Source organism: Pseudonocardia sp. 73-21 (assembly GCF_001899645.1).
GTDB lineage: Bacteria > Actinomycetota > Actinomycetes > Mycobacteriales > Pseudonocardiaceae > Pseudonocardia.
Map to the genome: position 1 here is coordinate 33,636 of NZ_MKVV01000100.1, position 25,065 is coordinate 58,700.

23 protein-coding genes, 2 rRNA genes and 1 pseudogene are annotated in these 25,065 nt (G+C 73.7%); 3 read left to right on the plus strand and 23 right to left on the minus strand.

Features of this window, described 5'->3' with window-relative positions; translation table 11 throughout:
- Positions 1-7: 7 nt before the first annotated feature.
- The 8 genes and pseudogenes from der to BGP03_RS32570 all read right to left on the minus strand — a co-directional run bounded on the left by der (position 8) and on the right by BGP03_RS32570 (position 6,327).
- Positions 8-1,444, minus strand: coding sequence for a ribosome biogenesis GTPase Der (gene der, locus BGP03_RS32535; protein WP_296377801.1), 1,437 nt, complete (start codon positions 1,442-1,444; stop codon positions 8-10).
- On the minus strand, positions 1,441-2,097 hold the full coding sequence (locus tag BGP03_RS32540) for a lysophospholipid acyltransferase family protein (RefSeq protein WP_296377802.1): 657 nt from the start codon (positions 2,095-2,097) through the stop codon (positions 1,441-1,443). The genes der and BGP03_RS32540 overlap by 4 nt, the downstream gene beginning before the upstream one ends.
- Positions 2,094-2,789, minus strand: a complete 696-nt coding sequence (gene cmk, locus BGP03_RS32545; protein ID WP_296377803.1) for a (d)CMP kinase — start codon at positions 2,787-2,789, stop codon at positions 2,094-2,096. The genes BGP03_RS32540 and cmk overlap by 4 nt, the downstream gene beginning before the upstream one ends.
- 99 nt (positions 2,790-2,888) lie before the next feature.
- Positions 2,889-3,254, minus strand: coding sequence for a chorismate mutase (aroH, locus tag BGP03_RS32550; RefSeq protein ID WP_296377804.1), 366 nt, complete (start codon positions 3,252-3,254; stop codon positions 2,889-2,891).
- Between the two features lie 5 nt (positions 3,255-3,259).
- Entirely contained in the window at positions 3,260-4,051 is a 792-nt protein-coding gene (locus tag BGP03_RS32555; protein ID WP_296377805.1) for a pseudouridine synthase, read from the minus strand.
- Between the two features lie 8 nt (positions 4,052-4,059).
- A pseudogene (gene scpB / locus BGP03_RS32560) lies at positions 4,060-4,584 on the minus strand (SMC-Scp complex subunit ScpB); the annotation flags it as partial.
- Positions 4,585-4,633: 49 nt separating this feature from the next.
- A complete protein-coding gene (locus tag BGP03_RS32565; protein WP_298798360.1) occupies positions 4,634-5,440 on the minus strand; it encodes a segregation/condensation protein A in 807 nt (268 codons plus the stop codon).
- Entirely contained in the window at positions 5,437-6,327 is an 891-nt protein-coding gene (locus BGP03_RS32570; RefSeq protein ID WP_296377807.1) for an AAA family ATPase, read from the minus strand. Before BGP03_RS32570 ends, BGP03_RS32565 begins: the two co-directional genes overlap by 4 nt.
- 343 nt (positions 6,328-6,670) lie before the next feature.
- On the opposite strand from BGP03_RS32570, the gene BGP03_RS32575 reads away from it, so the two are divergent.
- A complete protein-coding gene (locus BGP03_RS32575; protein WP_298798368.1) occupies positions 6,671-7,231 on the plus strand; it encodes a hypothetical protein in 561 nt (186 codons plus the stop codon).
- Here the strand turns inward: BGP03_RS32575 and xerD are convergent.
- Genes xerD through BGP03_RS32590 form a run of 3 tightly spaced genes read right to left on the minus strand, consistent with a single transcriptional unit; the run spans position 7,173 to position 10,457 of the window.
- Positions 7,173-8,087, minus strand: coding sequence for a site-specific tyrosine recombinase XerD (gene xerD, locus BGP03_RS32580; RefSeq protein ID WP_298798361.1), 915 nt, complete (start codon positions 8,085-8,087; stop codon positions 7,173-7,175). The genes BGP03_RS32575 and xerD overlap by 59 nt on opposite strands.
- Before the next feature lie 15 nt (positions 8,088-8,102).
- Positions 8,103-9,434, minus strand: a complete 1,332-nt coding sequence (locus BGP03_RS32585) for an FAD-dependent oxidoreductase (RefSeq protein WP_298798362.1) — start codon at positions 9,432-9,434, stop codon at positions 8,103-8,105.
- Positions 9,435-9,470: 36 nt separating this feature from the next.
- Complete coding sequence (locus tag BGP03_RS32590; RefSeq protein WP_296377810.1) at positions 9,471-10,457, minus strand: LLM class F420-dependent oxidoreductase; 987 nt, start codon at positions 10,455-10,457, stop codon at positions 9,471-9,473.
- Positions 10,458-10,480: 23 nt separating this feature from the next.
- Here BGP03_RS32590 and BGP03_RS32595 point away from each other — a divergent pair, with 23 nt between their 5' ends.
- Together BGP03_RS32595 and BGP03_RS32600 are read left to right on the plus strand one after the other, a co-directional pair.
- Positions 10,481-10,960 (plus strand): DUF1707 domain-containing protein, encoded by a 480-nt coding sequence (locus tag BGP03_RS32595; protein WP_363094915.1) that lies wholly within the window; start codon positions 10,481-10,483, stop codon positions 10,958-10,960.
- 63 nt (positions 10,961-11,023) lie between these two features.
- The gene (locus tag BGP03_RS32600; protein ID WP_298798363.1) at positions 11,024-11,749 is read left to right on the plus strand and encodes a Clp protease N-terminal domain-containing protein; all 726 of its coding nucleotides are present in this window, start codon (positions 11,024-11,026) and stop codon (positions 11,747-11,749) included.
- Between the two features lie 6 nt (positions 11,750-11,755).
- Here the strand turns inward: BGP03_RS32600 and BGP03_RS32605 are convergent, their stop codons facing one another.
- The 12 genes from BGP03_RS32605 to BGP03_RS32660 form a co-directional block, all read right to left on the minus strand.
- Complete coding sequence (locus tag BGP03_RS32605; RefSeq protein WP_298798364.1) at positions 11,756-12,382, minus strand: NUDIX hydrolase; 627 nt, start codon at positions 12,380-12,382, stop codon at positions 11,756-11,758.
- Positions 12,379-14,109, minus strand: a complete 1,731-nt coding sequence (locus tag BGP03_RS32610; protein WP_298798365.1) for a CTP synthase — start codon at positions 14,107-14,109, stop codon at positions 12,379-12,381. Before BGP03_RS32610 ends, BGP03_RS32605 begins: the two co-directional genes overlap by 4 nt.
- Positions 14,110-14,165: 56 nt before the next feature.
- Positions 14,166-15,083 carry a copper transporter gene (locus BGP03_RS32615; protein ID WP_296377814.1) on the minus strand — a complete coding sequence of 306 codons (918 nt, stop codon included), beginning with the start codon at positions 15,081-15,083 and terminating at the stop codon, positions 14,166-14,168.
- Positions 15,080-16,264 carry a putative cytokinetic ring protein SteA gene (steA, locus tag BGP03_RS32620; RefSeq protein WP_296377815.1) on the minus strand — a complete coding sequence of 395 codons (1,185 nt, stop codon included), beginning with the start codon at positions 16,262-16,264 and terminating at the stop codon, positions 15,080-15,082. The genes BGP03_RS32615 and steA overlap by 4 nt, the downstream gene beginning before the upstream one ends.
- Positions 16,265-16,463: 199 nt before the next feature.
- A complete protein-coding gene (gene recN, locus BGP03_RS32625; RefSeq protein ID WP_298798366.1) occupies positions 16,464-18,263 on the minus strand; it encodes a DNA repair protein RecN in 1,800 nt (599 codons plus the stop codon).
- Between the two features lie 88 nt (positions 18,264-18,351).
- Positions 18,352-19,257 carry an NAD kinase gene (locus BGP03_RS32630; RefSeq protein WP_296377817.1) on the minus strand — a complete coding sequence of 302 codons (906 nt, stop codon included), beginning with the start codon at positions 19,255-19,257 and terminating at the stop codon, positions 18,352-18,354.
- On the minus strand, positions 19,254-20,042 hold the full coding sequence (locus BGP03_RS32635) for a TlyA family RNA methyltransferase (protein ID WP_296377818.1): 789 nt from the start codon (positions 20,040-20,042) through the stop codon (positions 19,254-19,256). The genes BGP03_RS32630 and BGP03_RS32635 overlap by 4 nt, the downstream gene beginning before the upstream one ends.
- A 5-nt stretch (positions 20,043-20,047) precedes the next feature.
- Positions 20,048-20,239 (minus strand): hypothetical protein, encoded by a 192-nt coding sequence (locus tag BGP03_RS32640; protein WP_296377819.1) that lies wholly within the window; start codon positions 20,237-20,239, stop codon positions 20,048-20,050.
- A gap of 67 nt (positions 20,240-20,306) precedes the next feature.
- Complete coding sequence (locus BGP03_RS32645) at positions 20,307-21,332, minus strand: HAD-IIA family hydrolase (RefSeq protein ID WP_296377820.1); 1,026 nt, start codon at positions 21,330-21,332, stop codon at positions 20,307-20,309.
- A complete protein-coding gene (locus tag BGP03_RS32650) occupies positions 21,329-22,729 on the minus strand; it encodes a hypothetical protein (protein ID WP_298798367.1) in 1,401 nt (466 codons plus the stop codon). The genes BGP03_RS32645 and BGP03_RS32650 overlap by 4 nt, the downstream gene beginning before the upstream one ends.
- A gap of 1,765 nt (positions 22,730-24,494) precedes the next feature.
- A 5S ribosomal RNA gene (gene rrf / locus BGP03_RS32655) occupies positions 24,495-24,611 on the minus strand.
- Positions 24,612-24,718: 107 nt separating this feature from the next.
- Positions 24,719-25,065, minus strand: a 23S ribosomal RNA gene (locus tag BGP03_RS32660); the annotation flags it as partial.

Sequence of the window (25,065 nt, forward strand, 5' to 3'; positions counted from 1 at the left end):
CGGGAGGTTACTTCCGCGCGCGCTTCTCCCGCACCCGGATCGCGATGCGGACCGGCGAGCCGGTGAACCCGAATTCCTCGCGCAGCTTGCGCTCCAGGAACCGCCGGTAGCCGGCCTCCAGGAACCCGCTGGTGAACAGCACGAACGTCGGCGGCCGCGTGGCCGCCTGCGTCGCGAAGAGGATCTTGGGCTGCTTGCCGCTGCGGACCGGCGGCGGCGTGGAGGCGACGATGTCCGACAGCCAGCCGTTGAGCCGGCCCGTGGGGATGCGCCGGTCCCAGGACGCGAGCGCGGTGCGCAGCGCGGGGGCGATCTTCGTGACCGACCGGCCGGTGAGCGCCGAGACGTTGACGCGCTCGGCCCACCGCACGCTGACGAGGTCGCGTTCCAGCTCGCGCTTCATGGCCAGCCGCCGGTCCTCGTCGACGAGGTCCCACTTGTTGAACACCAGCACGAGCGCGCGGCCGGCCTCCTGCACCATCGTGATGACGCGCTGGTCCTGCTCGGCGATGGGCTCGCTGGCGTCGATCAGCACGAGAGCCACCTCGGCGGCCTCGATGGCGGCCTGGGTGCGCAGGCTGGCGTAGTACTCCATGCCGCTGGCGGTCTTGACGCGCTTGCGCAGCCCCGCGGTGTCGACGAAGCGCCACACCTCGTCGTCGAGCTCGACCAGGGAGTCGACGGGGTCGACGGTGGTGCCGGCGACGTCGTGGACGACCGAGCGGACCTCGCCGGAGACCTTGTTGAGCAGGCTCGACTTGCCGACGTTCGGCTTGCCGATCAGCGCGACGCGTCGCGGTCCGCCGCGGGCGTTCGCGCCGAAGTCGTCGCGGGGGGTCTCGGGCAGCTTCTCCAGGATGACGTCGAGCAGGTCGCCCGAGCCGCGGCCGTGCAGGCCCGACACGGCGTAGGGCTCGCCGAGGCCGAGGCGCCACAGCGCGGTGATGTCGGAGGTCAGCCGGTCGTCGTCGACCTTGGTGGCCACCAGGATCACCGGGATGTCGCCCTTGCGCAGGATCCGCGCGACGGCCTCGTCGGTGGTGGTGGCGCCGACGCTCGCGTCCACCACGAGCATCACGGCGTCGGCCGAGCGGATGGCCAGCTCGGCCTGGGCGGCGACGGCGGCCTGCAGGCCGCGGGCGTCGGGTTCCCAGCCGCCGGTGTCGAGCAGCGTGAAGCGCCGCCCGTTCCAGAGGGCGTCGTAGGCGACGCGGTCGCGGGTGACGCCGGGGACGTCCTGGACGACGGCCTCGCGGCGGCCGAGCAGGCGGTTGACCAGCGTGGACTTGCCCACGTTGGGCCGCCCCACGACGGCCAGAACCGGCGCCGGGGTCAGGACCGCGTCCTCGACCCCGTCGAGGAGGTCCTGGTCCGCGGGCGCGAACTCGCCGGGGTCGAGCCCGAGTGCGGCCATCGCCGCGCGGTCGTCGGGTCCTGCAGTCATGATGCTGTACTCCGTAGCTGATCGAGTTCTCGGACCATCCCGGCCAGTGCGGCCCGGACGGTCTCGGTGGCGGCGGTGAGGCCGGTGCGGCCCCCGCCTGCCGGGACGTGCAGTGGCTCCCCCACCAGGACGTCGACGCGGGGGCGCCAGCGTCGTGCGGACCCGTCGGGGCGCCGGGTGCCCCGGCACACCACCGGGACCACCACCGCCCCGCCGCTGCGCGCCAGCCAGGCCGCGCCGTGCTGCGCCGCGGCCACGTCGCCGGACCCGCGCGTGCCCTCGGGGAACACCGCGACGAGCCCCCCGCCGCGCAGTACCCCGACGGCCGCCAGCAGCGGCCGCCGGTCGGGTTCGCCGCGGCGCACCGCGAGCTGGCCGATCCGCGGCAGCACGAGCCCGAGCGGCCCCCTGAACATCTCCCGCTTGACCAGGAACACCGCGCGGCGCCGAAGTAGTCCGAACAGCAGCGGCCCGTCGACGAACGCGCTGTGGTTGGCCACCAGCACCACCGGGCCGCAGGCGGGGATCCGCTCGCGGTGGTGGACGTGCAGCCGGTAGAGCGGCAGGAACAGCCAGGTGCCGATCCAGCGGGCCAGGTCGTGCAGTCGGGGCCAGGATCCGGGAGGGAGATCGGCCCCCGTGGCCGTGATCACCGGAGAAGTCCCCGCTCGACAGCCAGCGCCAGGAGGGCGTAGAGCACGTCGTCGACCGACAGGTTGTCGGTGTCGAGCACGGTGGCGTCCTCGGCGACCTGCAGCGGCGAGGTCTTGCGCGTGGTGTCGAACTGGTCGCGGCGCCGGACGTCGGCCAGCACCTGTTCGACGTCGCCCGAGCGGCCGGCCTTGCGGTCCTGGGCGCCCCGGCGCGCGGCCCGGACCTGCTCCGACGCGGTCAGGTAGACCTTGAGCGGGGCGTCCGGGACCACGACGCTGCCGATGTCGCGGCCCTCCACCACGATGCCGCCGCGCTCGACGAGGCCCTCGTCGATGAGCCGGCGCTGGTGCAGCACCAGCGCCTCGCGCACGGCGGGCCGCGCCGACACCGCGCTCACCGCGCCGGTGACCTCGGGTCCGCGGATCTGGGCCTCGACGTTCTCGCCGGCGAGCAGTACGGCGGGCGCGGACGGGTCGGTGACCGAGCGGAGGTCCGCGGCCGCGGAGACGGCGACCTTCTCGGCCTCGTCGCTCGACGGGTCGAGCCCGGCGCGCAGCACGGCAAGCGTCACGGCCCGGTACATCGCGCCCGTGTCCAGGTAGGCCGCCGACGACTCCCGCGCCAGCCGGCGCGAGACGGTGGACTTCCCGGTGCCGGACGGTCCGTCCATCGCCACGACCCCGCGCAGCATGCCGGTCACCGTTGACTACCCCTCTTCCGGGCCAGCGGCCCCTCCCGCCGCTTCACCGGCCGAACACACAACGCACCCCATCATGCCGTGCGGCCCCGCTCAGTCCTGGGGCAGGTCCCGGCGCAGCGCCGCGGCGCCGCGCAGGTAGGGGTGCCGCAGCTCGGCGCGGGTGCGCTCGGTCTCGACGTGGGCCAGCAGCCGCACCGTGCGCGGCAGCGAGCCGGGGACCCCGATCTCGGTGGCCGACAGCAGCGGCACGTCGGTGAGCCCGAGCAGCCGCGCCGCGTAGGCGGGGAACTCCGCGGTGAGGTCGGGTGTGGCGGTGAAGACGATCGAGATGATGTCGTCGGCCACCAGGTCGTTGCGCTCCAGCATGGCCGTGACCAGCTCGGCGGAGCCCTCCAGGATGTCGTCGCGGGAGTCGGCGTCCACCTGCACCGCCCCCCGCACCGCGCGGACCGCCACCGCGCCTACATCCCTACGGACTTGTACAGCGAGCCGACCTCGGTCCTGTTCAGCGGCCGGAACTTGCCGGGGCGCTGGTTGCCCAGGTGGACGTCGCCGACGGCGGTGCGCACCAGCCGCTGCACTGGGTGCCCGACCTCCTCGAGCAACCGGCGCACCACGTGCTTGCGCCCCTCGTGGATCACCAGCTCCACCATGGAGCGGCCGGCGTGGAAGTCGACGAGCTTGAACGAGTGCACGGCCACGAGACCGTCCTCCAGCTCGACGCCGGCCTTGAGCCGCTTGCCCATGTCACGCGGCACCTGGCCCATGACCTCCGCCAGGTAGGTCTTCTCCACCTCGTAGGAGGGGTGCATCAGCCGGTGGCCGAGGTCGCCGTCGTTGGTGAGCAGCAGCAGACCCTCGGTCTCGGCGTCGAGCCGGCCCACGTGGAACAGCCGGCCGCGGGCGCCGCCGTCGAAGTGCTCGTCCATGATGCCGCGCTCGACGATGAGGTCGCCGACGCACATGCGGCCCTGGTCGTCGGACATCGTGGAGAGGATGCCGCGCGGCTTGTTGAGCGCGAGGTGCACCAGCCCCTCGGCGATGACGATGCGCGAGCCGTCGACGTGCACGACGGCGGTCTCGGGACGCACTCGGCGGCCCATCTCGCGCACGATCTTGCCGTCGACGCTGACGCGCCCCTCGGCGATCAGCTCCTCGGCGGCGCGGCGGGAGGCGACACCGGCCTGGGCCAGCACCTTCTGGAGGCGGACGCCGTCGGGATGGTCGGCGATGGGCGGACGTTGATCAGTCATTTCCGGTTTCACATTTCATCGATGGCGTCGACGTCGGGGAGCAGCGGTGCCAGTGGCGGCAGCTCCTCGAGCGACGAGAGTCCGAGCCGTTCCAGGAACAGCTCGGTCGTGCAGAACAGGGTGCCCTGGGTGGCGTGGTCGACGCCGACCTCGTGCACCAGCCCGCGGGTGAGCAGCGTGCGCAGCACGCCGTCGCAGTTGACGCCGCGCACGGCCGACACCCGGGCGCGGGTGACGGGCTGGCGGTAGGCGACGACGGCGAGCGTCTCCAGGGCTGCGCGGGTGAGGCGGGCGCGCTGGCCGTCGAGCAGGAGGCGCTCGACGTGCGGCGCGTAGACGTCGCGGGTGTAGAAGCGCCAGCCACCGCCGATGTTGCGCAGGTCGATGCCGCGTTCCTGCTCCGTGTAGCCGACCGCGAGCCGCTGCAGTGCGGCCCGGACCCGCGCGACGGGCTGGCCGAGCGCGAGCGCGAACGCCTCGTCCTCGGTGGGGGCGTCGACGACGAGCAGGAGAGCCTCCAGGGCAGCATCGAGACGGACGTCGTCGAGCAGCTCGTCGAGATCGGTGCTCACGGGGGCTGGATCACTCATCTGTATCAGGTCGGGGCAGGTCGGACGCCCCCCATCGTACGGTGAGCTCCCCGAACGGCTCCGGCTGCTCCAGGTCCACGCTGCGTTCGCGGAACAGCTCCAGCACGGCGAGGAACCGCGCGACGATCTCCAGCGGCGTGGTGCAGTCGTCCGTGAGCGTGGCGAACGTGGCCACGCCGAGCTCCGCGAGCCGCTCGCGCAGGTTAGCGGCGTGCTCGGGCACCGAGACCTGGGCGGCGTGCAGGTGGTCGAGTCCCACCGTGGGCGGCGGCTTGGGCCGGAACACCGACGCGGCGAGGTCGGCGAACGTGGCGGGGTCGACCCCGAGCAGCACCTCGGGCAGCAGGACGGCGAAGCGCTCCTCCAGCGCCACCGAGCGGGGGAACCGGCGCATCGCCCCGGCCTCCAGCTCGACGAACAGCCCCGCCACCTGCTTGTACGCGCGGTACTGCAGCAGGCGGGCGAACAGCAGGTCGCGGGCCTCCAGCAGCGCGAGGTCCTCGGCGTCCTCCACCTCGGCGTCGGGCAGCAGGCGGGCGGCCTTGAGGTCGAGCAGGGTGGCCGCGATGACGAGGAACTGCGTGGTCTCGTCGAGGTCGGCGTCGTCGCCGAGCATCTTGAGGTGCGCGATGAAGTCGTCGGTGACGGTGTGCAGCGCCATCTCGGTGATGTCGAGCTCGTGCTTGCCGATCAGCTGCAGCAACAGGTCGAACGGGCCCTCGAAGTTGTGCAGCCGGACCTGGAACCGTCCGGGGTGCGCCTCGGGACCGAAGACGGCGCCCTCGTCGAGGAGCGTCACCGGGCGAGGACCTCGCGCGCCGCCAGCCGGTAGGCCTCGGCCCCGTTGGAGTTGGGTGCCCAGGTGGTGATCGGCTCGCCGGCCACCGTGGTCTCCGGGAAGCGGACGGTGCGGTTGATGACGGCCTCGAACACGAGGTCCCCGAACGCCTCGATCACCCGCTGGCGCACCTCACGGGTGTGCAGCGTGCGGTGGTCGAACATCGTGGCCAGTATCCCGACGATCTTCAGGTCCGGATTGAGCCGGTCCTGCACCTTCTCGATCGTGTCCATCAGCAGGGCGACGCCCCGCAGTGAGAAGAACTCGCACGCCAGTGGGATGAGGACCTGGTCGGAGCAGGCCAGCGCGTTGATGGTGAGCAGGCCCAGCGAGGGCTGGCAGTCGATGAGGATGACGTCGTAGCGGTCGAGCACGGGCTTGAGCGCACGCCCGAGCGCCTGCTCGCGGCCCACCTCGGTGACGAGCTGGACCTCGGCGGCGGACAGATCGATGTTGCTGGGCAGCAGGTCGAGGTTCTCGACGCTGGTCTGCCGGATCACGTCGTCCACCTCCACACCCCGCTCCATGAGCAGGTTGTAGATCGTGGTGTCGAGCTCGTGGGCCTGGACGCCGAGACCGATCGACAGCGCGCCCTGCGGGTCGAAGTCGACGAGGAGTACCCGGCGCCCGTACTCGGCCAGCGCCGCACCCAGGTTGATGGTGGACGTGGTCTTGCCGACGCCACCCTTCTGGTTCGCGACGGCGATGATCCGGGCGGGTCCGTGCTCGGTGAGCGGGGCCGGTTCGGGCACCTTCAAGCGGTGTCTCCCGGTGGAGTCCGTCTCGGGGGCCGGCTCCACCTCGTCGAGCGGCTCCCGGCGGGGGGCGAAGGGCCGCGGTGTGTCCATGCGGGCTCCGGTCTCTCGCGGAGGTCCCCTGATCTTGTCAAGGGGCCGTTCAGCGCAGAGTAGAAGGCACCGCGGGCGACCGGCAACGCGCCCCGCCGTGGAGCGGTCGCCCTTTTCGGTCGGTGAGCACGCGACGTTACCGGCTGGTTGCGGGAAGCTGCGCGTCGGGTACCCGGGGCGTGAGACCCCTGTTCCCCGGACGTGACGGCACGGACACGGCCGCGCAGCAACACCTCTGTTGACTCACCGTCGTCCCCGAGACGATCCGGAGAGGTCCACCCCGAAGCCGGACCTGTTCAGCCCGTACACCCTCAAGGGCGTGACCCTGCGCAACCGCATCGCCATGTCGCCGATGACGATGTACCGCTCCGTCGACGGCAAGAGGGACGAGTACCACCTGATGTACCTGGGCGCCCGCGCCGCCGGCGGGTTCGGCCTGATCACCTCGAGCAGGTCGCCTCGCCCCCGAGGGCCGCACCACGCCGCACTGCGCCGGGATCTGGGACACCTGGTGCTGCTGGGCCACCCGGCGCTGTCCAACCCGCACCGGCCGGTGTGGGCCGCCCGCGAGCTGGGCCACAAGGACCCGTTCGAGCTGGTGCCCGAGGACTGGGGCTGGTGGCTGCAAGAACTTCCGCGGCCACGACCCGAGCATCGGCTGGCCCGAGGTCCCCGTCACGGACGAGGCGGAGGCCGCCGAGACCGCAGCCTGACCCCGCCTCGCGCCCACGGAGACCCCGACTCGCGGTCGCCCACGCCCCGACTCGCGCACGCTCACGCCCCGACTCGCGGGCGTTTGTCCGCGAGTCGGGGTCTGCGTGTGGCCGAGTCGGGGTCTCCGTGCGTCAGCGCAGGGCGCGGGGGTGGCTCGTCGCGTAGACCTCGCGCAGGGTGTCCACCGTGACGTGGGTGTAGATCTGCGTCGTCGTGACGCTCGCGTGCCCCAGCAGCTCCTGCACCACCCGGACGTCGGCGCCGCCGGCGAGCAGGTGCGTCGCGAAGCAGTGCCGCAGGGTGTGCGGGGAGACCTTCGCCGTCAGGCCCGCGGCGTCGGCGGCGCCGTGCAGCACGTGCCAGGCGCTCTGCCGCGACAACCGGCCGCCGCGGGCGTTGAGCAGCAGGGCCGGGGTGCCGCGGCCGCGGGCCGCCAGCCCGGGCCGGGCGCGCACCCGGTAGGCCTCGACGGCCGTGAGCGCCGGCCGCCCGACGGGCACGATCCGGTCCTTGCCGCCCTTGCCGCGCAGCAGCACGGTGCGGTGCTCGACGTCGAGGTCGTCGAGGTCCAGGCCGATGGCCTCGGAGATCCGGGCGCCGGTGGAGTAGAGCAGCTCGAGCAGGGCACGGTCGCGCAGTGCGGTGGCGTCGTCGCCGATGCAGCCGGCGAGCAGCTGATCCACCTCGTCGACGGTGAGGTCCTTGGGCAGCCGCACCGGCAGCGCGGGCGGCGCCACCTCGCGGGCCACGTCCTCGGCCACCAGCCCGTCGCGGGCGGCGAACCGGTGCAGGCCCCGCACCGCCGCGAGCGCCCGCGCCGCCGACGACGCCGCGAGCGGCGTGGGTCCGCTCCGCAGCGCGACGACGAACCCGCTGACGTCGGACTCCCGGACGGCGCCGAGGTCGTCGACCCCGGAGCTCGTCAGGTGGTCGACGTAGCGCCGCAGGTCACCGGAGTAGGACCGCAGGGTGTTGGCCGCGCTCCCCCGCTCGACGGCGAGGTGGTGCAGGAACGCCTCGACCACGTCGACCGGCCTGCTGCCCATCGGCCCATCATGCCGCTACCCGACGGACGCGGACGCGTGACGCGCCACCAGCTCGGCCAGCTCGTCGCGGGTCGGTCCCGCAGGCACCGGCGGCCGCCAGCCGCCCGCGTAGATCGCGTGGGCCCGCGGCTCGACCTCGGCCAGGGTCCCCGGGAGCGTCTGCATGGCCTGGTACGGGCCGACCACCCGCATGAGCGACGGGTCCACCTCGGCCGCGGCCCCGATCAGGTCCGACGGCAGCGGCCGGTCGAGGTCGACGTCCGCACCGGCCCAGCGCGCCGCGAGCCCGTCGTCACACACGACGTGGTCCTCGAACCAGGGGCGGATGTTGCCGGTGCACCACGCGTCGAACGCCCGTGTGGACGACTCCGGGTCGGCGGCGTCCTGCTCCAGCAGCGCGAGGAGCGCCCGCACCTGCAGCAGCGACGTCGTGACGCCCCGACCCGCGGACGGGTTGGTGGTGCACACCGCGTCGCCGACGAACACCAGCCCGGGCAACGGCACCACGCCGTTCTCGTCGAGCTGGCCGCAGTAGCTGTTGTAGAGCCGGCCCCCGGGCAGCACACCGGTGATCGGGACCGCGCGCTCCGGGTCCGTCCACGTCGCCAGCAGCGGGACGGCCGCGGCGGCGGCCTCGAACACGGCGACCTCCCGCAGGCCCGCGAACGAACGGTCGGTGCCGGGCCGGAGGATCAGCGCGGAGAACACGCCGTCGTCGTGCGGGAAGGCGATCACGCCGTAGCCGGGGTAGAACGCCACCCCGGCGATCGGCATCGACATCGGCCCGAAGTCCGCACCGGGACGCAGCCGGTACTGCCGCGAGACGTACGCGAGACCACAGTCGCGGCTGTCCACCGGGGCCCGCAGGCCCCGCCCCAGCCGCCCGGCCCGGCCCGAGGCGTCGAGCACGAGGTCGGCGTCGAGCCGTTGCCCGTCCACCCGCAGCCCGACCGCGCGGCCCCGCTCGGCCAGTACGTCGTCGGCGTGGCCGCGGAGCATGACGACCCCCGGCTCGGCCTCCGCGGCGGCGCGCAGCACCCACTCGAACGTCAGCCGGCGACAGCGCAGGCCGAGCGCGATGTGCGGCGGCTCGGGCAGGATCACGCGCTCGGCCCCCACCGCCACGAGGGTGTCGAGCACTTCGGGCATCTCGGCGGTCAGCGCCTCCACCACCTGCAGCCGGAACGCGTGCGGGTGGTGGAACTGCATCACCCCGGCCCGTTCCCACGTCCCGTCCGGGCGCGGGCCGGGGTCGCGGTCCACGACGGTGACGTCGTGACCGCGACGGGCCAGGGCGATGGAGGTGAACAGACCGGTGGGCCCGGCCCCGACGATGGCGATCCGCATGCCTCGACAGAGGCGGCGACCCGCGTTCCCGATACATCAGGACAGCTGCGGAACGACCTCACGCTCGAACAGCTCGATGCCCGAGCGGTCGTAGGCGGCCTCGGCGAAGTTGAAGATGCCGTAGGTCATGCCCGCGTCCTGCAGCTTCGACAGGTTCGCGACGATCTGCTCCGGCGTGCCGCACGCGGGCAGCCCGCGCACCGCGCCGAGCGACGCCTCCGCCTTCGCCTCACCGACGTACGGCACGAGCCGGGCCTTGGCGTCCTGCAGCCGCTGCTCCACCTCGGCCTCGGTGGCGCCGATGGCCACGTTGTAGTTGGCCGAGCGGGTGATGGCGCCGAAGTCGGTGCCGACGGTGTCGCAGTGTCCCCTGAGCAGCTCCGACTTGTGGGTGAAGCCCTCCAGCGTGCCGTCGAAGTTGGTGTACTGCGCGTACTTCGCCGCGATCTTCAGCGTGACCTTCTCCCCGCCACCGGCGATCCAGAGCGGGATACCGCCGTCCTGCAGCGGCAGCGGGCGGCAGATCGCGCCGTCGACCTGGTAGTGCTTGCCGCTGAACGTGGAGACGCCCTCGGTCCAGGCCTGCCGCATGATCTGGACGCCCTCGTCGAGCATCCCCAGCCGGTCCGGCGCGGGCGGGAAGCCGTAGCCGTAGGCCTTCCACTCGTGCTCGTACCAACCGGCGCCGATGCCCATCTCGACGCGGCCGCCGGAGATGATGTCGGCGGTGGCGGCGACCTTCGCGAGGTAGGCGGGGTTGCGGTAGCTCATGCAGGTGCACATCTGGCCCAGCCGAACCCGCTCGGTGACCGCGCCGAACGCCGACATCAGCGACCACGCCTCGTGCGTGGCCTGGTCGGTGGGCGCGGGCACGGTGTGGAAGTGGTCGTAGACCCAGATCGACTCCCACGGGCCGGCGTCGGCGTGCTGCGCCAGCCCCTTCATCACACCCCACTGCTCAGCCGGCTCGATGCCGACGAGATCGTGTCGCCAACCCTGGGGAACGAACAGTCCGAAGCGCATGCGTGAACGGTACCGTCGGCGGGGTGACCACGCCCGGGCCCTCGATGCGCATCGGTGACGACGAGCGGCACGCCGCCGCGGCCGCGCTGGGCGAGCACTACGCCCACGGCCGACTCGAGGCCCACGAGTACGAGGAGCGGGTCACGGCCGCATACACCGCGCGCACCGCCGCGGAGCTGGAGCGGCTGTTCGCCGACCTCCCCCGCCCGGCCCCGGTCATGCCGCCGGTCCGCTACGTCCCGGTACCCGACGCCTACGCGCCCTACGGCCGCCACCCGGTCACCGGGCAGCCCTACTCCGACCGTTCCAAGGTCATCGCGGGCCTGCTGCAGCTGTTCCTGCCGTTCGGGGTCGGCCGCTTCTACACCGGCCACTACGGCGTCGCGGTGGGCCAGCTGCTCACGCCACTCGTGGGCCTCGGGGTGCTCTGGTCGTGGATCGACGCCATCGTCCTGCTGGCCGGCCGCCCCAATGACCCCTACGGCCGTCCGCTGAGGAACTGACCGGGCACAGTTGATCGTCAACCCAGGGTTGACGCTCGGTCATCGTCAACCTACAGTTGACGCATGGCAGAACCCGTCCGCACCAACGTCCGCCTCGACGACCTCATCCACGCCATCACCACCGTCCACTCCGACGCCCTCGACCAGCTCCAGGACGCCGTGCTCGCCGCCGAGCACCTCGGCGAGGTGGCCGACCACCTCATCGGGCACTTCGTCGACCAGGCCCGGCGCTCCGGAGCGTCGTGGACCGACATCGGCCGCAGCATGGGTGTCACCAAGCAGGCCGCGCAGAAGCGGTTCGTGCCGAAGGAGTCGGCCGACCTCGACCCCGACCAGGGTTTCTCCCGGTACACCCCGCGCGCCCGCAACGTCGTGATCACCTCGCAGAACGAGGCCCGGGCCGCGGGCAACGACACCATCACCCCCGCCCACCTGGTGCTGGGCCTGCTGGCCGAGGACAAGGGACTGGGCGCCCGCGCGATCGTCGCCCACGGCGTCCCGCTCGACGCCGTCCGCGCCGCGGCCACCGCGGCCCTGCCCCCGGCCGCCGAGACCAAGCCGGACCTGGTGCCGTTCGACGCGCAGGCCAGGAAGGCGCTCGAGCTGACCTTCCGCGAGGCGCTGCGCCTCGGGCACAACTACGTCGGCACCGAGCACATCCTGCTCGCGCTGCTGGAGCAGGAGGACGGCACGGGCCTGCTGTCCGGGCTCGGCGTCGAGAAGGAACGGGTCGACGCGACCGTCGCCGAGTACCTGAGCCTGATCACCGCCGCCCGGGACGAGGGCTGACGGCCGTCAGCCCTCGCGCTCCGCGAACCGGGTGGGGCGGTCGGTCCACGGCGCGTCGACGGGACGGCCGGTCGCACCGGCCCCCGCCACGGCGTTGGCGGCGAGCACGGCGGCCACCGTCACGCCGTTGACGATGGTGCCGGCCAGCACCATCCGCACGGCCACCGACAGCGTCACCCAGCGGGTGGACATGTCGGCCTCCTCGTCGTCGCCCATCTCCGGGCGCCCGACGTCGGAGAGCCCGCGGGCGAGGAACACCCGCACGGACTCGTCGGAGAAGCCGGGCGAGGGCACCACGTCGATCAGCACCGACCAGTCGGTGGCCGTGAGCCCGGCCTCCTCCTCGAGCTCGCGCTTCGCGGCCTCCACCGGGTCCTCATCCTGGACGTCGAGCAGGCCCGCGGGCAGCTCCCAGAGCCGCCGGTGCACGGGGTGGCGGTACTGGTGGATCATCATCAGCCGGTCGTCGGGGTCGAGCGCCACGATCGCGACGGCGCCGGGGTGCTCCAGGATCTCCCGGACGGCCACCCGCCCGCCGGGCATGACGACCTCGTCGGACCGGAGGGCCATGACGCGGCCGGCGTAGACGTCCTTGCTGGACTGCACCGGGAAGTCGTGCCGGGGAGAGCTCACGAACCTGCTCCGTTCACGGACGCGGCCGCGCGCTCGCGCGCGGGGCCGTCGAAGGGGAGCCGGTCCTCGGCCCGGTACCTCAGCGCCGCCTGGACGAACGCGGCGAACAGCGGGTGCGGACGGGTCGGGCGGCTCTTGAGCTCGGGATGGGCCTGCGTGCCCACGAAGAACGGGTGCTTCTCGGCGGGCAGCTCGACGAACTCGACGAGCCTGCCGTCCGGCGACGTGCCGCCGAACACCAGCCCGACCTCCTCCAGCCGCTGCCGGTAGGCGTTGTTGACCTCGTAGCGGTGGCGGTGGCGCTCGGAGACCTCCCGGCTGCCGTACGCGGCGGCGGCCACGGTGCCCGCTCCGAGCTTGGCCGGGTAGGCCCCGAGGCGCATGGTGCCGCCCATGTCGCGCTGACCGGCCACGACGTCACGCTGGTCGGCCATCGTGGAGATCACCGGGTGCGGCGTGCGCTCGTCGAACTCGCTGGAGTTGGCGTCCTCGAGCCCAGCCAGCGAGCGCGCCGCCTCGATCACCATGCACTGCAGGCCCAGGCACAGCCCGAGCGTCGGGATGCCGCGCGTGCGGGCGTGGGTGATGGCGCCGAGCTTGCCCTCGATGCCGCGGACGCCGAACCCGCCGGGGATGAGCACACCGTCGACGCCGTCGAGCGCGGCGGCCGCCCCGGCCGGGGTACGGCAGCGGTCCGACTCCACCCAGAGGATCTCCACCCGCGCCCGGTGGGCGAACCCGCCGGCCCGCAGGGCCTCGGTGACCGAGAGGTAGGCGTCGGGCAGGTCGACGTACTTGCCGACCAGCGCGATCCTGGCGGTCTCGTCGGGATGGTGGACGCGGTCGAGCAGGTCGCCCCAAACCGTCCAGTCGACGTCCCGGAACGGCAGGCCCAGCCGGCGCACCACGTAGGCGTCGAGGCCCTCGGTGTGCAGCACGCGCGGGATGTCGTAGATCGACGGTGCGTCCGGGCAGGCCACCACGCCGTCGAGGTCGACGTCGCACATGAGGCTGATCTTGCGCTTCATGTCCTCGGGGATCTCGCGGTCGGCCCGCAGGACCAGCGCGTCGGGCTGGATGCCGATGTTGCGCAGCGCGGCCACCGAGTGCTGGGTGGGCTTGGTCTTGAGCTCGCCCGACGGCGCGAGGTAGGGCACGAGCGACACGTGCAGGAAGAAGCAGTTGTCCCGGCCCACCTCGTGGCGGACCTGGCGGACGGCCTCCAGGAACGGCAGCGACTCGATGTCGCCGACGGTGCCGCCGACCTCCGTGATCACGACGTCGGGGATGCTGTTTCGACCGTCTGGGCTGTCGTCGTCGGGCTCCGCCATCGCGAGGATGCGGTCCTTGATCTCGTTGGTGATGTGCGGGATGACCTGCACCGTGTCGCCCAGGTACTCGCCGCGGCGCTCCTTGGCGATCACCGTGGAGTAGACCTGGCCGGTGGTGACGTTGGCCCGGCCGTGCAGGTTGCGGTCGAGGAAGCGCTCGTAGTGACCGATGTCCAGATCGGTCTCGGCGCCGTCCTCGGTGACGAAGACCTCGCCGTGCTGGAACGGGTTCATGGTGCCCGGATCCACGTTGAGGTACGGATCGAGCTTCTGCATGGTCACCCGCAGACCACGCGCCGTGAGGAGTTGGCCGAGGCTGGACGCCGTCAGACCCTTGCCCAGCGAGGACGCTACCCCGCCGGTGACGAACAGATGACGAGTCGCGCGAGGCTGCACGGGGTCTCAGCCTACAACGAGGAGCGCCCATCCCCCGCGCGCCCCACCCGGGAGGGCTACGCCTTGGGGGCCGAGCCGCTCGACGCCGTGACCGCCGTGCCGTACTGGCCTGCCCGGCCGTCCACCTGCTCGCGCAGGGCCAGCACCGCGGACACCTGGCCGGCCCCGGTCTGGAGATCGTCCACGGTGGACATCGCCCCGGTGACGGTCGGGTCGGCACGCGCGACGCCGACGGCCCCCGTCGCGTCGGACGAGCCGGCGCGTCCGGCCAGCACCGCTCCCCCGCCGGCGCGGTCGAGCTGCGCGGCGAGCCGGGCGGTGACGGCCGCGGCGTCGGAGGCGTCGACGCCGGTCAGCGCCCCGCCGGTGAGGACCAGGGCCAGGTCGGCCTGCGCCGGGGGATCCCCGGGGGCCACGAAGCCGGCACCGGCGAGGCCGGAGAGCACGGCGCGTTCCTGGTCTGGGGTCGTGCCCGCCTTGGCGAGCAGCACCCCGCCGAGCAGGCCACCGGCCAGGCTCCCGGTGTCGGACGCGGCGGGCAGCTGCGCGCCGGTGGGCAGCAGTTGGGCGGTGAGCTGACGGAGCTGGTCGGCCCGCGCGGGATCGCCGACGGCGTCGGTGAGGGCGACCTCCCCGGTGACCTTCGCGCCGGACTGCCCGAGCAGCGCCACCACCGCGTTGCGGTCGGCCGGGTCGGCCCCGGACGTGATGAGCACGACGGTCTGGCCGGTCAGGGTGCCGCGCACGGCCGCCGGGCCGACGCGCTGGGCGAACTCGTCGGACGCCCGCTGCGACGCGGCCAGCGCGTCGCGCTCGGCGGTGAGCTGCTGGACCTTGCCGCCCAGGTCGTCGGCCTTGGTCGTGACCGCACCGAGCAGGCGGTCCGACACCCCGCTCGCCCCGAGGACCACCCCGATCGCCAGGGCCAGGAACACCGCCGCGATGGACACGGCGTGGTAGCGCAGGGAGATCACCCGAACCAGCCCCGGATCACCTCGAACAGCGCACCCCAGCCGTGGGAGATCCACGCCAGGACCGCATCGCCCGCGTCGGACACGAGCAGCGCGGCGACGATCGCCACCACCGCGGCGCCGATCATCAGCAGGATCGCCCCGGCCGAGATCCGGCTGCGGTAGAGCGTGGCGATCACCCGGCTGTCGACGAGCACGCCGCCCAGCTGCAGCCGCGTGAGGAACGTGGAGGCGTTGCTGCCCGCGCGGCCCCGGTCGAGGAACTCGGCCATGGTGCCCGACAGCCCGACGGTGACGACGAGCGCCGCATCGTGGTGCGCGGCCAGCAGCAGCGCGAGGTCCTCGGGGTTGGCCGTGCTCGGGAACGTGACGGCCCCCGCCCCGAGGTCCTGCACGCGGTGCAGGCCGGGCGCGTGGCCGTCGGCGAAAGCGGGCACGACGATGTCGGCGCCGCAGGTCAGGGTCTCGTTGGAGACCTCGGCCGGGTCACCGACGATCAGAGCGGGCGTGTGGCCGGCGGCCATCAGCACGTCGGCGCCCGCGCCGACGCCGACCAGCACCGGCCGGTACTCGCGGATGTAGTTCTTGAGGCGCGCGAGCTCCGCGGCGGCGTCGAACCCGGCCGCGACGACCAGCACCTGGCGCCCGGCCAGCTCCACCTCGACGGGCGGGACCCCGGCACCGTCGAGCAGCATCGCGCGCTCCTGGCGCATGAACTCGATGGTGTTGGCGGCGAACGCCTCGAGCTGGTGCGCCAGCCCGGACTTGGCCTCGACGAGCGCGTCGGCCACGGAGTCCGCGTCCTGCAGCACCCCCGCGGCGAGCCGCAGCTCCCCCGCGTAGATCACCCCGCCGTCGAGGCGGATGCGGGCGCCGTCCTTGATGGCGTGCATCGCCTCTGCGCCGACGTTGTCGACGAGCATGATCCCCGCGGCGACGAGGATCTCGGGCCCGAGGTTGGGGAACCGGCCGGAGATCGACGGCGAGGCGTTGACCACGGCGGCGACGTCGGCGGCGACGAGGGCGTCGGCGGTGGCGCGGTCCAGGTCGATCTGGTCGAGCACAGCGATCTCACCGGACTTCAGGCGGCGCAGGAGGCCATCGGTACGCCGGTCGACGCGCGCGGTGCCGGCGAGTCCGGGCAGTTCTGGGCGCGTGCGGTGCAGCAGGCCGGACAGCTTCATACACGCACTGTGACATCCGGTGACCGCAATCCCAGGAAGGCACGCCGACGCCTACCCTCCGTTCATCCCCACATCTCCACGCCCGCCGGCCGGACGGCGGTGATCAAGGCGACATGGTCGTCAGTGGATCTTCAGCAGCGACCGTTCGGCCTTGGTCACCGGGTGGTGCGGGGCCGGGGCGGCCGGGCATCAGGCCGGGTCAGGTGCGGGCCGGGGTCTTCCTGCGGGGTCTGCGCGCCGGCGGCGCGTCCGCACGGTCGGCCTCGCGGTGCGCCCGGGCTGCACCCAGGAGCTCCTCGGCGTGGGCGCGGCCGGTGTCGGTGTCGTCGAGACCGGCGAGCATGCGGGCCAGCTCGACGATGCGGTCGCCCTCGGCCAACCGCCGCACGATGCTGCGCCGGGCGCCGTTCTCACCGCGCACCGACTTGTCGACGACGAGGTGCCGGTCGGCGTAGGCCGCCACCTGGGGCAGGTGGGTGACCACGATGACCTGGTGGCGCGCCGCCAGCTTCGCGAGCCGCCGGCCGATCTCCACCGCGGCCCGCCCGCCGACGCCGGCGTCGACCTCGTCGAACACCATGGTGGGCACGGGATCGGCCCCGGCCAGGGCCACCTCCAGGGCCAGCATCACCCGCGACAGCTCACCACCCGACGCGCCCTTGTGCAGCGGCATCGGTGCGGCACCTCCATGGGCGACGAGGCGCAGCTCCACCTCGTCGACGCCGCTGGAACCGGCCACGAGCGTGGCCTTCCCGATCGTCAGCGTGTCGGCGGTGCCCGGCGTGGCCTCGCGCGGCGAGACCGACACCAGCAGCCGTGCGTCACCCATCGCGAGCCCCGCCAGCTCGGCGGTGGTGGCCTCGGCCAGCCGGGCCGCGGCCTCCGTGCGCGCCGCCGTGACCGCCACGGCGTACTCGGCCAGATCGGTGGCCAGCGCGTCGCGGTGGGCGGCGAGCCCGGCCAGCGCCTCGTCCGAGACGTCGAGCCCGGCGAGCCGCTCCCGCGCCTCCGCGGCCCAGGCCAGCACGCCGTCGACGTCGGCCGCGTACTTGCGCGTCAGCGCCTTGAGCTCGGCCTGCCGCGACAGCACGGACGCCAGCCGTTCGGGATCGGCGTCGAGACGGTCGAGATAGCCGGTGAGCTCGGTGCCGACGTCGCCGATCAACGCGAGGGCCTCGGCGAGCCGGGCGTCGAGGGCGGTGAGCTCGCTGTCGCCGGCCGCGGAGAGGCGGCTGCGGGCGTCGCCGATGAGGGCGAGCGCCGCGGGAACCTCCATGTCGTCGCCACCGACCAGCGCCATGTGGGCCCCGGACGCGACCTCGCGCAGGTCGTCGGCCGCCGAGAGCCGGCGCCCCTGCTCGATCAGCTCGACGTCCTCACCCGGCTGCGGGTCGACCGAGCCGATCTCGGTGAGCCCGTGGCGCAGCAGGTCGGCCTCCTGCGCGAGGCGACGTGCCCCGTCACGGCGTTCGACGAGCTCCGCGGCCACCCGCAGCCACTCGGTGCGCGTGGCGCGGTAGCGCTCCAGGGGGGCGGCCACGGCGTCGCCGGCGAACCGGTCGAGCAGGGCCCGCTGCTCCGCCGGGCGCAGCAGCCGCAGCTGGTCGTTCTGGCCGTGGACGGCGAGCGTGGCCTCGGCCAGGCGCCCCAGCACCCCGACGGGCACCGACCGTCCGCCCAGGTGCGCCCGCGAACGCCCGTCGGCCCCCACCGTGCGGATCGCGATCAGGGTGCCGTCCTCGTCGGCGTCGGCCCCCACCTCGTCGGCGACGGCCATGGCCGCGGCATCGGCGGTGAACCGCCCCTCGACGACGGCGCGCTTGGCGCCCTCCGACACCCGCGACGCCTCCGCGCGGCCGCCGCCGAGCAGCGACAACCCGGTGACGACCATGGTCTTGCCCGCACCGGTCTCTCCGGTGAGGACGGTGAGCCCGGGGTCCAGGTCGAGCGTGGCGTCGTCGATCACGCCGAGGCCCTGGATCCGCATCTCGGCCAGCATGGGTCGCAGCCTACGACCCGACCCCGACAGATCCGACGAGCCATCCACAGGCCCCTCGGCTACCCGCGCATCGGACGACCCGGGCGGGTCATCGTGCGCCGCGCCAGCCCCGAACGGGCAGGTCGAACTTGCGGACCAGCCGGTCGGCGAACGGCCGACCGTCCAGGCGCACCATGCGCACGGGCATCTCCCCGCGCGTGATCTCCACGCGGGAGCCCGGGCGCAGCGGGAACGTCCGGCGGCCGTCGCAGTCGAGCACCGCGGGCGGCCCCGACGGGTCGACCTCGATCGCCACCGTGCTGTCGGGCGAGATCACCATGGGCCGGGCGAACAGCGCGTGGGCGTTGCTCGGCACCAGCAGCAGCGCCTCCACCTGCGGCCAGATCAGGGGGCCGCCCGCCGAGAACGCGTAGGCCGTGGACCCCGTCGGTGTCGAGCACAGCACGCCGTCGCACCCGAACGCCGACACAGGTCGCCCGTCGACCTCCAGCACCACCTCGAGGATCCGCTCCCGCGTGCTCTTCTCGACCGTGGCCTCGTTCAGCGCCCACGTACGGGCGAGCACGTCGCCGTTCGACCGCGCCACGACGTCGAGCGTCATGCGCTCCTCCACCGAGTACGTGCCCTGGACGAGGGCGCCGAGCGCCTCGTCGAGCGACTCCTCCTCGGTCTCGGCGAGGAAGCCCACCCGCCCGAGGTTGACGCCGAGCAGCGGCACCCCGACCGGCCGCGCCATCTCCGCGGCGCGCAGCAGCGTGCCGTCGCCACCGAGGACGAGCACCACCTCGGAGCCCTCGGCGCATCCCGGGCGGCCGTCGACGATCCGCGGCTCCATACCGGGGGGCAGGTCGCCGTCGGGCACCTCGGCCCACTCGTCGCCGATCACCCGCAGGCGCACGCCCGAGTCGGCCAGCGACTTCGCGACGTGCGCGGCCGTGCGCCGGTTCGTCTCGCGTCCCGTGTGCAGGACCATGGTGACCTCGCGCGGGGTCATGCCGGACCCTCGGCGACGGCGGTGGCCAGCACGTCGTCGCCCAGGTCGTCGCCGTCGCGGGCGAGGCGCAGGAAGAACTCCACGTTCCCGGACGGGCCCGGCAGCGGGCTCGCCACGGCCCCCTGCAGCCGCAGGCCCAGCTTCCGCGCGGCGGCCGCGACGTCGGCGAGCGCCGAGAGCCGCAGGGCCGGATCGCGCACCACCCCGCCGGACCCCAGCCGCTCGCGCCCCACCTCGAACTGCGGCTTCACCATCGGCAGCAGCGTGCCCGCCGTGCACGCGGCGAGCGCGGGCAGCACGGTGCGCAGCGAGATGAACGACAGGTCGGCGACGGTCAGGTCGACCGTGCCCCCGATCGCGGACGGCTCGAGCGCGCGGACGTTCGTGCGGTCGTGCACGTGCACCCGCTCGTCGCTCTGCAGCCGCCAGACGAGCTGGCCGTACCCGACGTCGACGGCCTCGACCTCGCGCGCGCCCCGCTCCAGCAACACGTCGGTGAAGCCGCCCGTGGACGCGCCGGCGTCGAGGCAGCGCGCGCCGGTGACGTCGACGCCGAACGCGTCGAGCGCACCGATCAGCTTGTGGGCACCCCGCGACGCCCATTCGCGCTCACCGGTCTCCTGGACGGTGACGGGGGTGTCACGGTCGACCATCGTGGCGGCCTTGCCCGCCGCCACGCCGCGGACGGCGACACGGCCCTGCTCGATCAGCTCGGCGGCCTGCTGGCGGGACCGGGCCATGCCGCGGCGGACCAGCTCGGCGTCGAGCCGGGCTCGGGTGACCACCCGCGTCACGCCGACCCGGCGGCGAGCGCCTCGCCCAGCGCCGCGTGGACCCGTTCGAACGCGTCGACGTGCTCGGCCGGCGGCCGGTGCTCGAGACCCTCCAGGCCCGCCATCGCCCGCGCGACCACCTCGCCCGGATCCGACGCAGCCACGCGGGGGTCGGCCGGGTGCGGAGGGCCGGGAACGGGGCGGGTCATGCCGGGTGCTCCTCTGCCGGTCGCTCGGTCGCCACGGCGGCCAGGGCCGTGATGGTGGTCGCGGAGGTCACGGCGCCACGGTAGCCGAGGCCGCTGTCCTTCCGCTCAGCCCGAGATCGGCCAGCGCACGCGTGGCGTCGGCGCCGTCGGCGGTGACGGTGGCCGGGCCGCCGCCCGCATCCCAGTGGACCCCGCAGAGGGTGCGCAGGGCCGCGAGCGGGTCACCGCCGCCGGACAGCCGCAGGCCGCCGTCGTCGGTGGGCTGCGCCGTCCAGGCGGACGGGGCGCCGGGCGCCAGTTCGTCGGCCGGGGCCGTCAGCGCCCCCATGTCGGCGGCGATGTAGTCGGGCCGCAGCGCGGGCGGCGCGGCGAGCACCTCCGCCGCATCGGAGACTCCCGTGAGGACGAGGAGCGTGGCGAGCCCGGCAGCCCGGCCGCCCTCGATGTCGGTGTCGAGCCGGTCCCCCACCACGAGCGCGCGCTCCGCGCCGGTCCGCTTCACCGCGGCCAGCAGCTGCGCCGTGGCGGGCTTGCCCGCCACCTGCGGCTCCAGCCCGGTGGCCGTGCGCAGCACCGACACCATCGACCCGTTGCCGGGCAACGGACCGCGCTCGGTCGGCAGGGTCGGGTCGAGGTTGCAGGCCACCCAGACCGCGCCGCGCCGCAGCGCGACGGAGGCGTCGGCGAGCAGCCGCCACCCGGTGTCGGGGCTGTGGCCCTGCACCACCGCCGCCGCGACGGCGGGATCGTCGGTGACGGTGAGCCCGGTGGCCGTCACCTCGGCCGCCAGCGCGTCGGTGCCGACGACCAGCACGGGCGACCCGCCGGGCAGCTGCTCGGCGAGCATGGCCGCGGCGGCCTGCGAGCTCGTCGCCACGTCGTCGGTGTCGGCCGGGAAGCCCAGCTCGGCCAGGTGCTGCGCGACGTCCGCCGGGCGCCGCGAGGCGTTGTTGGTGACGTACACCGTGCGCACCCCGCGCTCCGCCGCCCCGCGCACGGCCTCCACCGCGCCGGGCACGGCGTCCTGGCCCCGGTACAGCGTGCCGTCGAGGTCGGCGAGCAGGACGTCGTAGCGGTCGAGCAGGTCGGTCACCGCCCGTCCTCCCCACTCTCGTCCGGGCGCTCGGTGAATGCGGTGCGCACCGGCCCCGTCCCGGCGTCCGGCGTGACGGTGGTCGGCGCGCGGTCGACGCCATCGGCATGAACGGGCGCAGGAGCGTCGTGTCCCTCGTCCGTGGCGCCGGTCGCCACGCTTTCGGCGGGTCCGGTGGTCGTGACGCCGCCGGCCTCGCCGTCGGCGTCGGTGACGACGTCGTTGGCCGCGCCGGTGGCCGCGTCGGTGGCCGCGTCGGTGGCCACGTCGGTGGCCGCGTCGGTGGCCACGTCGGTGGCCGCGTCGGTGGCCACGTCGGTGGCCGCGTCGGTGGCCAGGTCCGTGGCCGCGTCGGTGGCCAGGTCCGTGGCCGCGTCGCCGTCGGTGGAGCCGGCGGCGGTGTCAGCGGTCGTAGCGGCATCGGCCGTCGTGCCGGCATCGGCGGCGGTGGCGACGTCGTCAGGTACCGCGTCCACCGCCGGGGTCGCAGGATCGACGGCCTCGGGGTCTGCGGCCTCCGGTTCGGCGATCGCCGCAGCCTCGTCGTCGTCGACGGGCACATCCGCGGCGTCGTCCGCGACCGCACCGTCCTTCGGGGACCCGAGGCCGCCGGTGGAGGCGCCGTCGTCGGTGACGGCCTCCGGCCCGGCCTCGTCGTCGGTCTCCAGCTCGAGGAGGTCCTCGCCCTGGAAGGTGACGCCGTCGTCCTCGAGGGGTTCGCCGGTCAGCTCGGCGATCCGCGCCGCGGCATCGGTCTCGCCCTCGACATCGGCGTCGACCGTGTGGACGAACCACTGCAGCGCGTCGGACTCCCGCCCGGCGGCCAGCAGGTTGTCGGCGTACGCGTAGAACAGCCGGGGGCTCCACGGCTCGCGGCGGGTGGGTTCCAGCTCCGGGATCTGGAGGCCCACGACCGCGGCGTCGAGCTCACCGAGATCGCGACGGGCCCCCGCGGCGACGATGGCCAGCTCGATCGTCTCCGCCTTGCCCAGCTCCTTCGCCTCCGGGGCGCGCACCAGCTCCAGGGCCCGCTCGGGACGTCCGAGCGCACGTTCGATGTCGGCCATGACCGCGAGATGCCCCGGACCGCCGCCCATCCGCCGGGCGGCCCGCAGCTCGCCGAGCGCCTCGTTCCACTCCCCGGCGTGGTAGGCCACGATCCCCGCGGCCTCCCGCACGACCGCGATCCGCGACGCCCGACGGCGCGCGTAGCGGGCATGGGCCAGCGCCTGCTCGGGGTCCTCGTCGACGAGCATGCCCGCCGCCACGAGGTGCTTCGCGACGACGTCGGCCGTGTCCTTCTGCAGACCGCGCAGGTCACGGCGGGCCTCGTCGTCCAACTCGCCCGGGGTGATGCCCTCGGGGAGATCGGGCTCCTCCACGTGGGTGGTGGTCACGCCCTCCGGGGTGCGGCGGTCGGGACGGTCGCCGCGACCGCCCTGGTCGCGCCGGTCCGACGGGCGCCGGTCCGAGGCGCCGCGCCGGTCGCTGTACGAACCCGCTCCGCGCCGGTCGCCGTCGCGACCCGTTCCGGCCGGTGAACGCCTCGCATCCGGCCGTCCCGCGTCGGAACGGCCCGAATCGGAACCGCCGTAACCGGAGCGTCCCGACCCGGAGCGTCCGGAATCCGCTCGCCCGGAAGCGGACCGCACAGAATCGGATCGCACAGAATCGGATCGCGGTGAACCCGATCGCGGGGAGTCCGTCCGTCCGGAATCGGAACGTCCGGAATCGTGCTGGCGTGAACCGTGCCTCGCCGAGTCCCGCCCTGCCGACTCCGGCCGCGGGTAGTCGGACCGCGCAGTACCGGAGCGGCCTGAGTCCGGACGTGCGGCGTCGCCGCGATCGTCACCGTCGCGGCCCGAGTCGGACCTCGCGAAATCGGGCCGCGCCGAGTACGAACGCCCCGAGGCGTTCCCGCCGTCCCGCGGACCGGCCGGGCGGTCCGAGCCGTAGCGGCTCGACCCGCCGTCCCGCGCTCCGCCCGTACGGCGTGCGTCGCCGCCGGCCCGACGGTCGTCGCCGCGCCCCGCGTAGCCCGTACCGGCCGATCGGTCGCCGGCGTCGCGATCGCGGTAGGACGGGCGCTCGGCACCGCGCGACCGGTCGTCGGACCCGCGTCCACCGTCGCGCGGGGGGTACGAACGGCCGCCCGACCCCTGCCCGGTACCACCGCGACGGTCGTCGTCGCCGCGGTAGGGGCTCGATCGCCGGTCGTCGCGTGGCGATCCGTCCCGGTAGGCGCCGGTGCTGCGCTGCCCTGCGGGCCGGCTGTCGTTACCGCCGCCGTAGGGCCTGCGCTCGCCGGACCGCCTGTCCGGTCCGTCTCCGCGGTCCGCCCGGGAGTCGCCGGCGGCGGCCCGACGTCCACCCTCGGTCTTGGGTGTCCACTTGCCGCGGGACCCGCCGGCCGCATCGCGGTCGCCGTACGGACGCCGCTCGCCACCCGTGCTGCGTCGGTCGTCCGACCCGCCGCGCTCGGGACGGCCACCGGAGGAACCCTGGTAGCCCCCCGTACCGCGACCCGTACCGCGGCCAGAGCCGGCACGGCCGGTGCTGCCGCCACGGTCGTCACCGCGCCGGTCGTCACCGCGCCGGTCGTCACCGCGTCGATCATCACCGCCGCGATCAGGGCGGGCGCCCCGATCCGGACGGGCGGACCCACCGGTCGCGGGCCGGTAGCGGTCCTGCCGGTCGCGTCCGCGAGCGGGGCCGTCGTCGCGGCGCGGTGCGGCGCCGCGTCGGTCGCCATCGCTCCTGCCCTCCGACCGCTCCTGCCACGAGGACCGGGCCGCACCGGCGTCACCGCCCGGACGGTCGTCGCGGCGCCGATCGTCGCGGCGGCCTGCGTCACGTCCCTGCCGGGAGCCGCGTCCGGTGTCCTTGCCACCCGCACCACCCGCCGGACGGCCGGACGAGCCCGAGGACTTCGACCACCCGCTGCCGACGCGCGAACCGGAGCCGCCACGCTGCTCTCGACGATCTCCGGATCGATCATCACGGTCGTTGGTGGAACGGGTGGGCCTGTCCTTGCGGTCCCCGGCGCCGGCGCGATCATCTCGTCGTGGGCGGTTATCGCCGGAACCATCCGCGATACTCACCTGTAGAGGATACAAAAAAGTAGGCCCCCACCTGACGGCGGGGGCCTACTTCGAATTTTGATGTCGGCGGCGACCTACTCTCCCACACCCTAACGAGTGCAGTACCATCGGCGCAGGCAGGCTTAGCTTCCGGGTTCGGGATGGGACCGGGCGTTCCCCCACCGCTATAACCACCGACAACACTATCAACTTATGGTTCCTGCTAGTGGATGCGAGACAAGAGCCTCGACCACCGAACACATGTTTGTGTGTTCAGGGTCGCACAGTGGATGCAAACAACTCGCTGTAATCAAGCCCTCGGCCTATTAGTACCAGTCAACTCCACCCCTCACAGGGCTTCCATCTCTGGCCTATCAACCCCATGGTCTGTGGGGGGCCTTAACCACGCAAGGTGGTGGGAGACCTCATCTTGGAACGAGCTTCCCGCTTAGATGCCTTCAGCGGTTATCCCTTCCGAACATAGCCAACCAGCCATGCCCCTGGCGGGACAACTGGCACACCAGAGGTTCGTCCGTCCCGGTCCTCTCGTACTAGGGACAGCCTTCCTCAAGTCTCCTGCGCGCGCGGCGGATAGGGACCGAACTGTCTCACGACGTTCTAAACCCAGCTCGCGTACCGCTTTAATGGGCGAA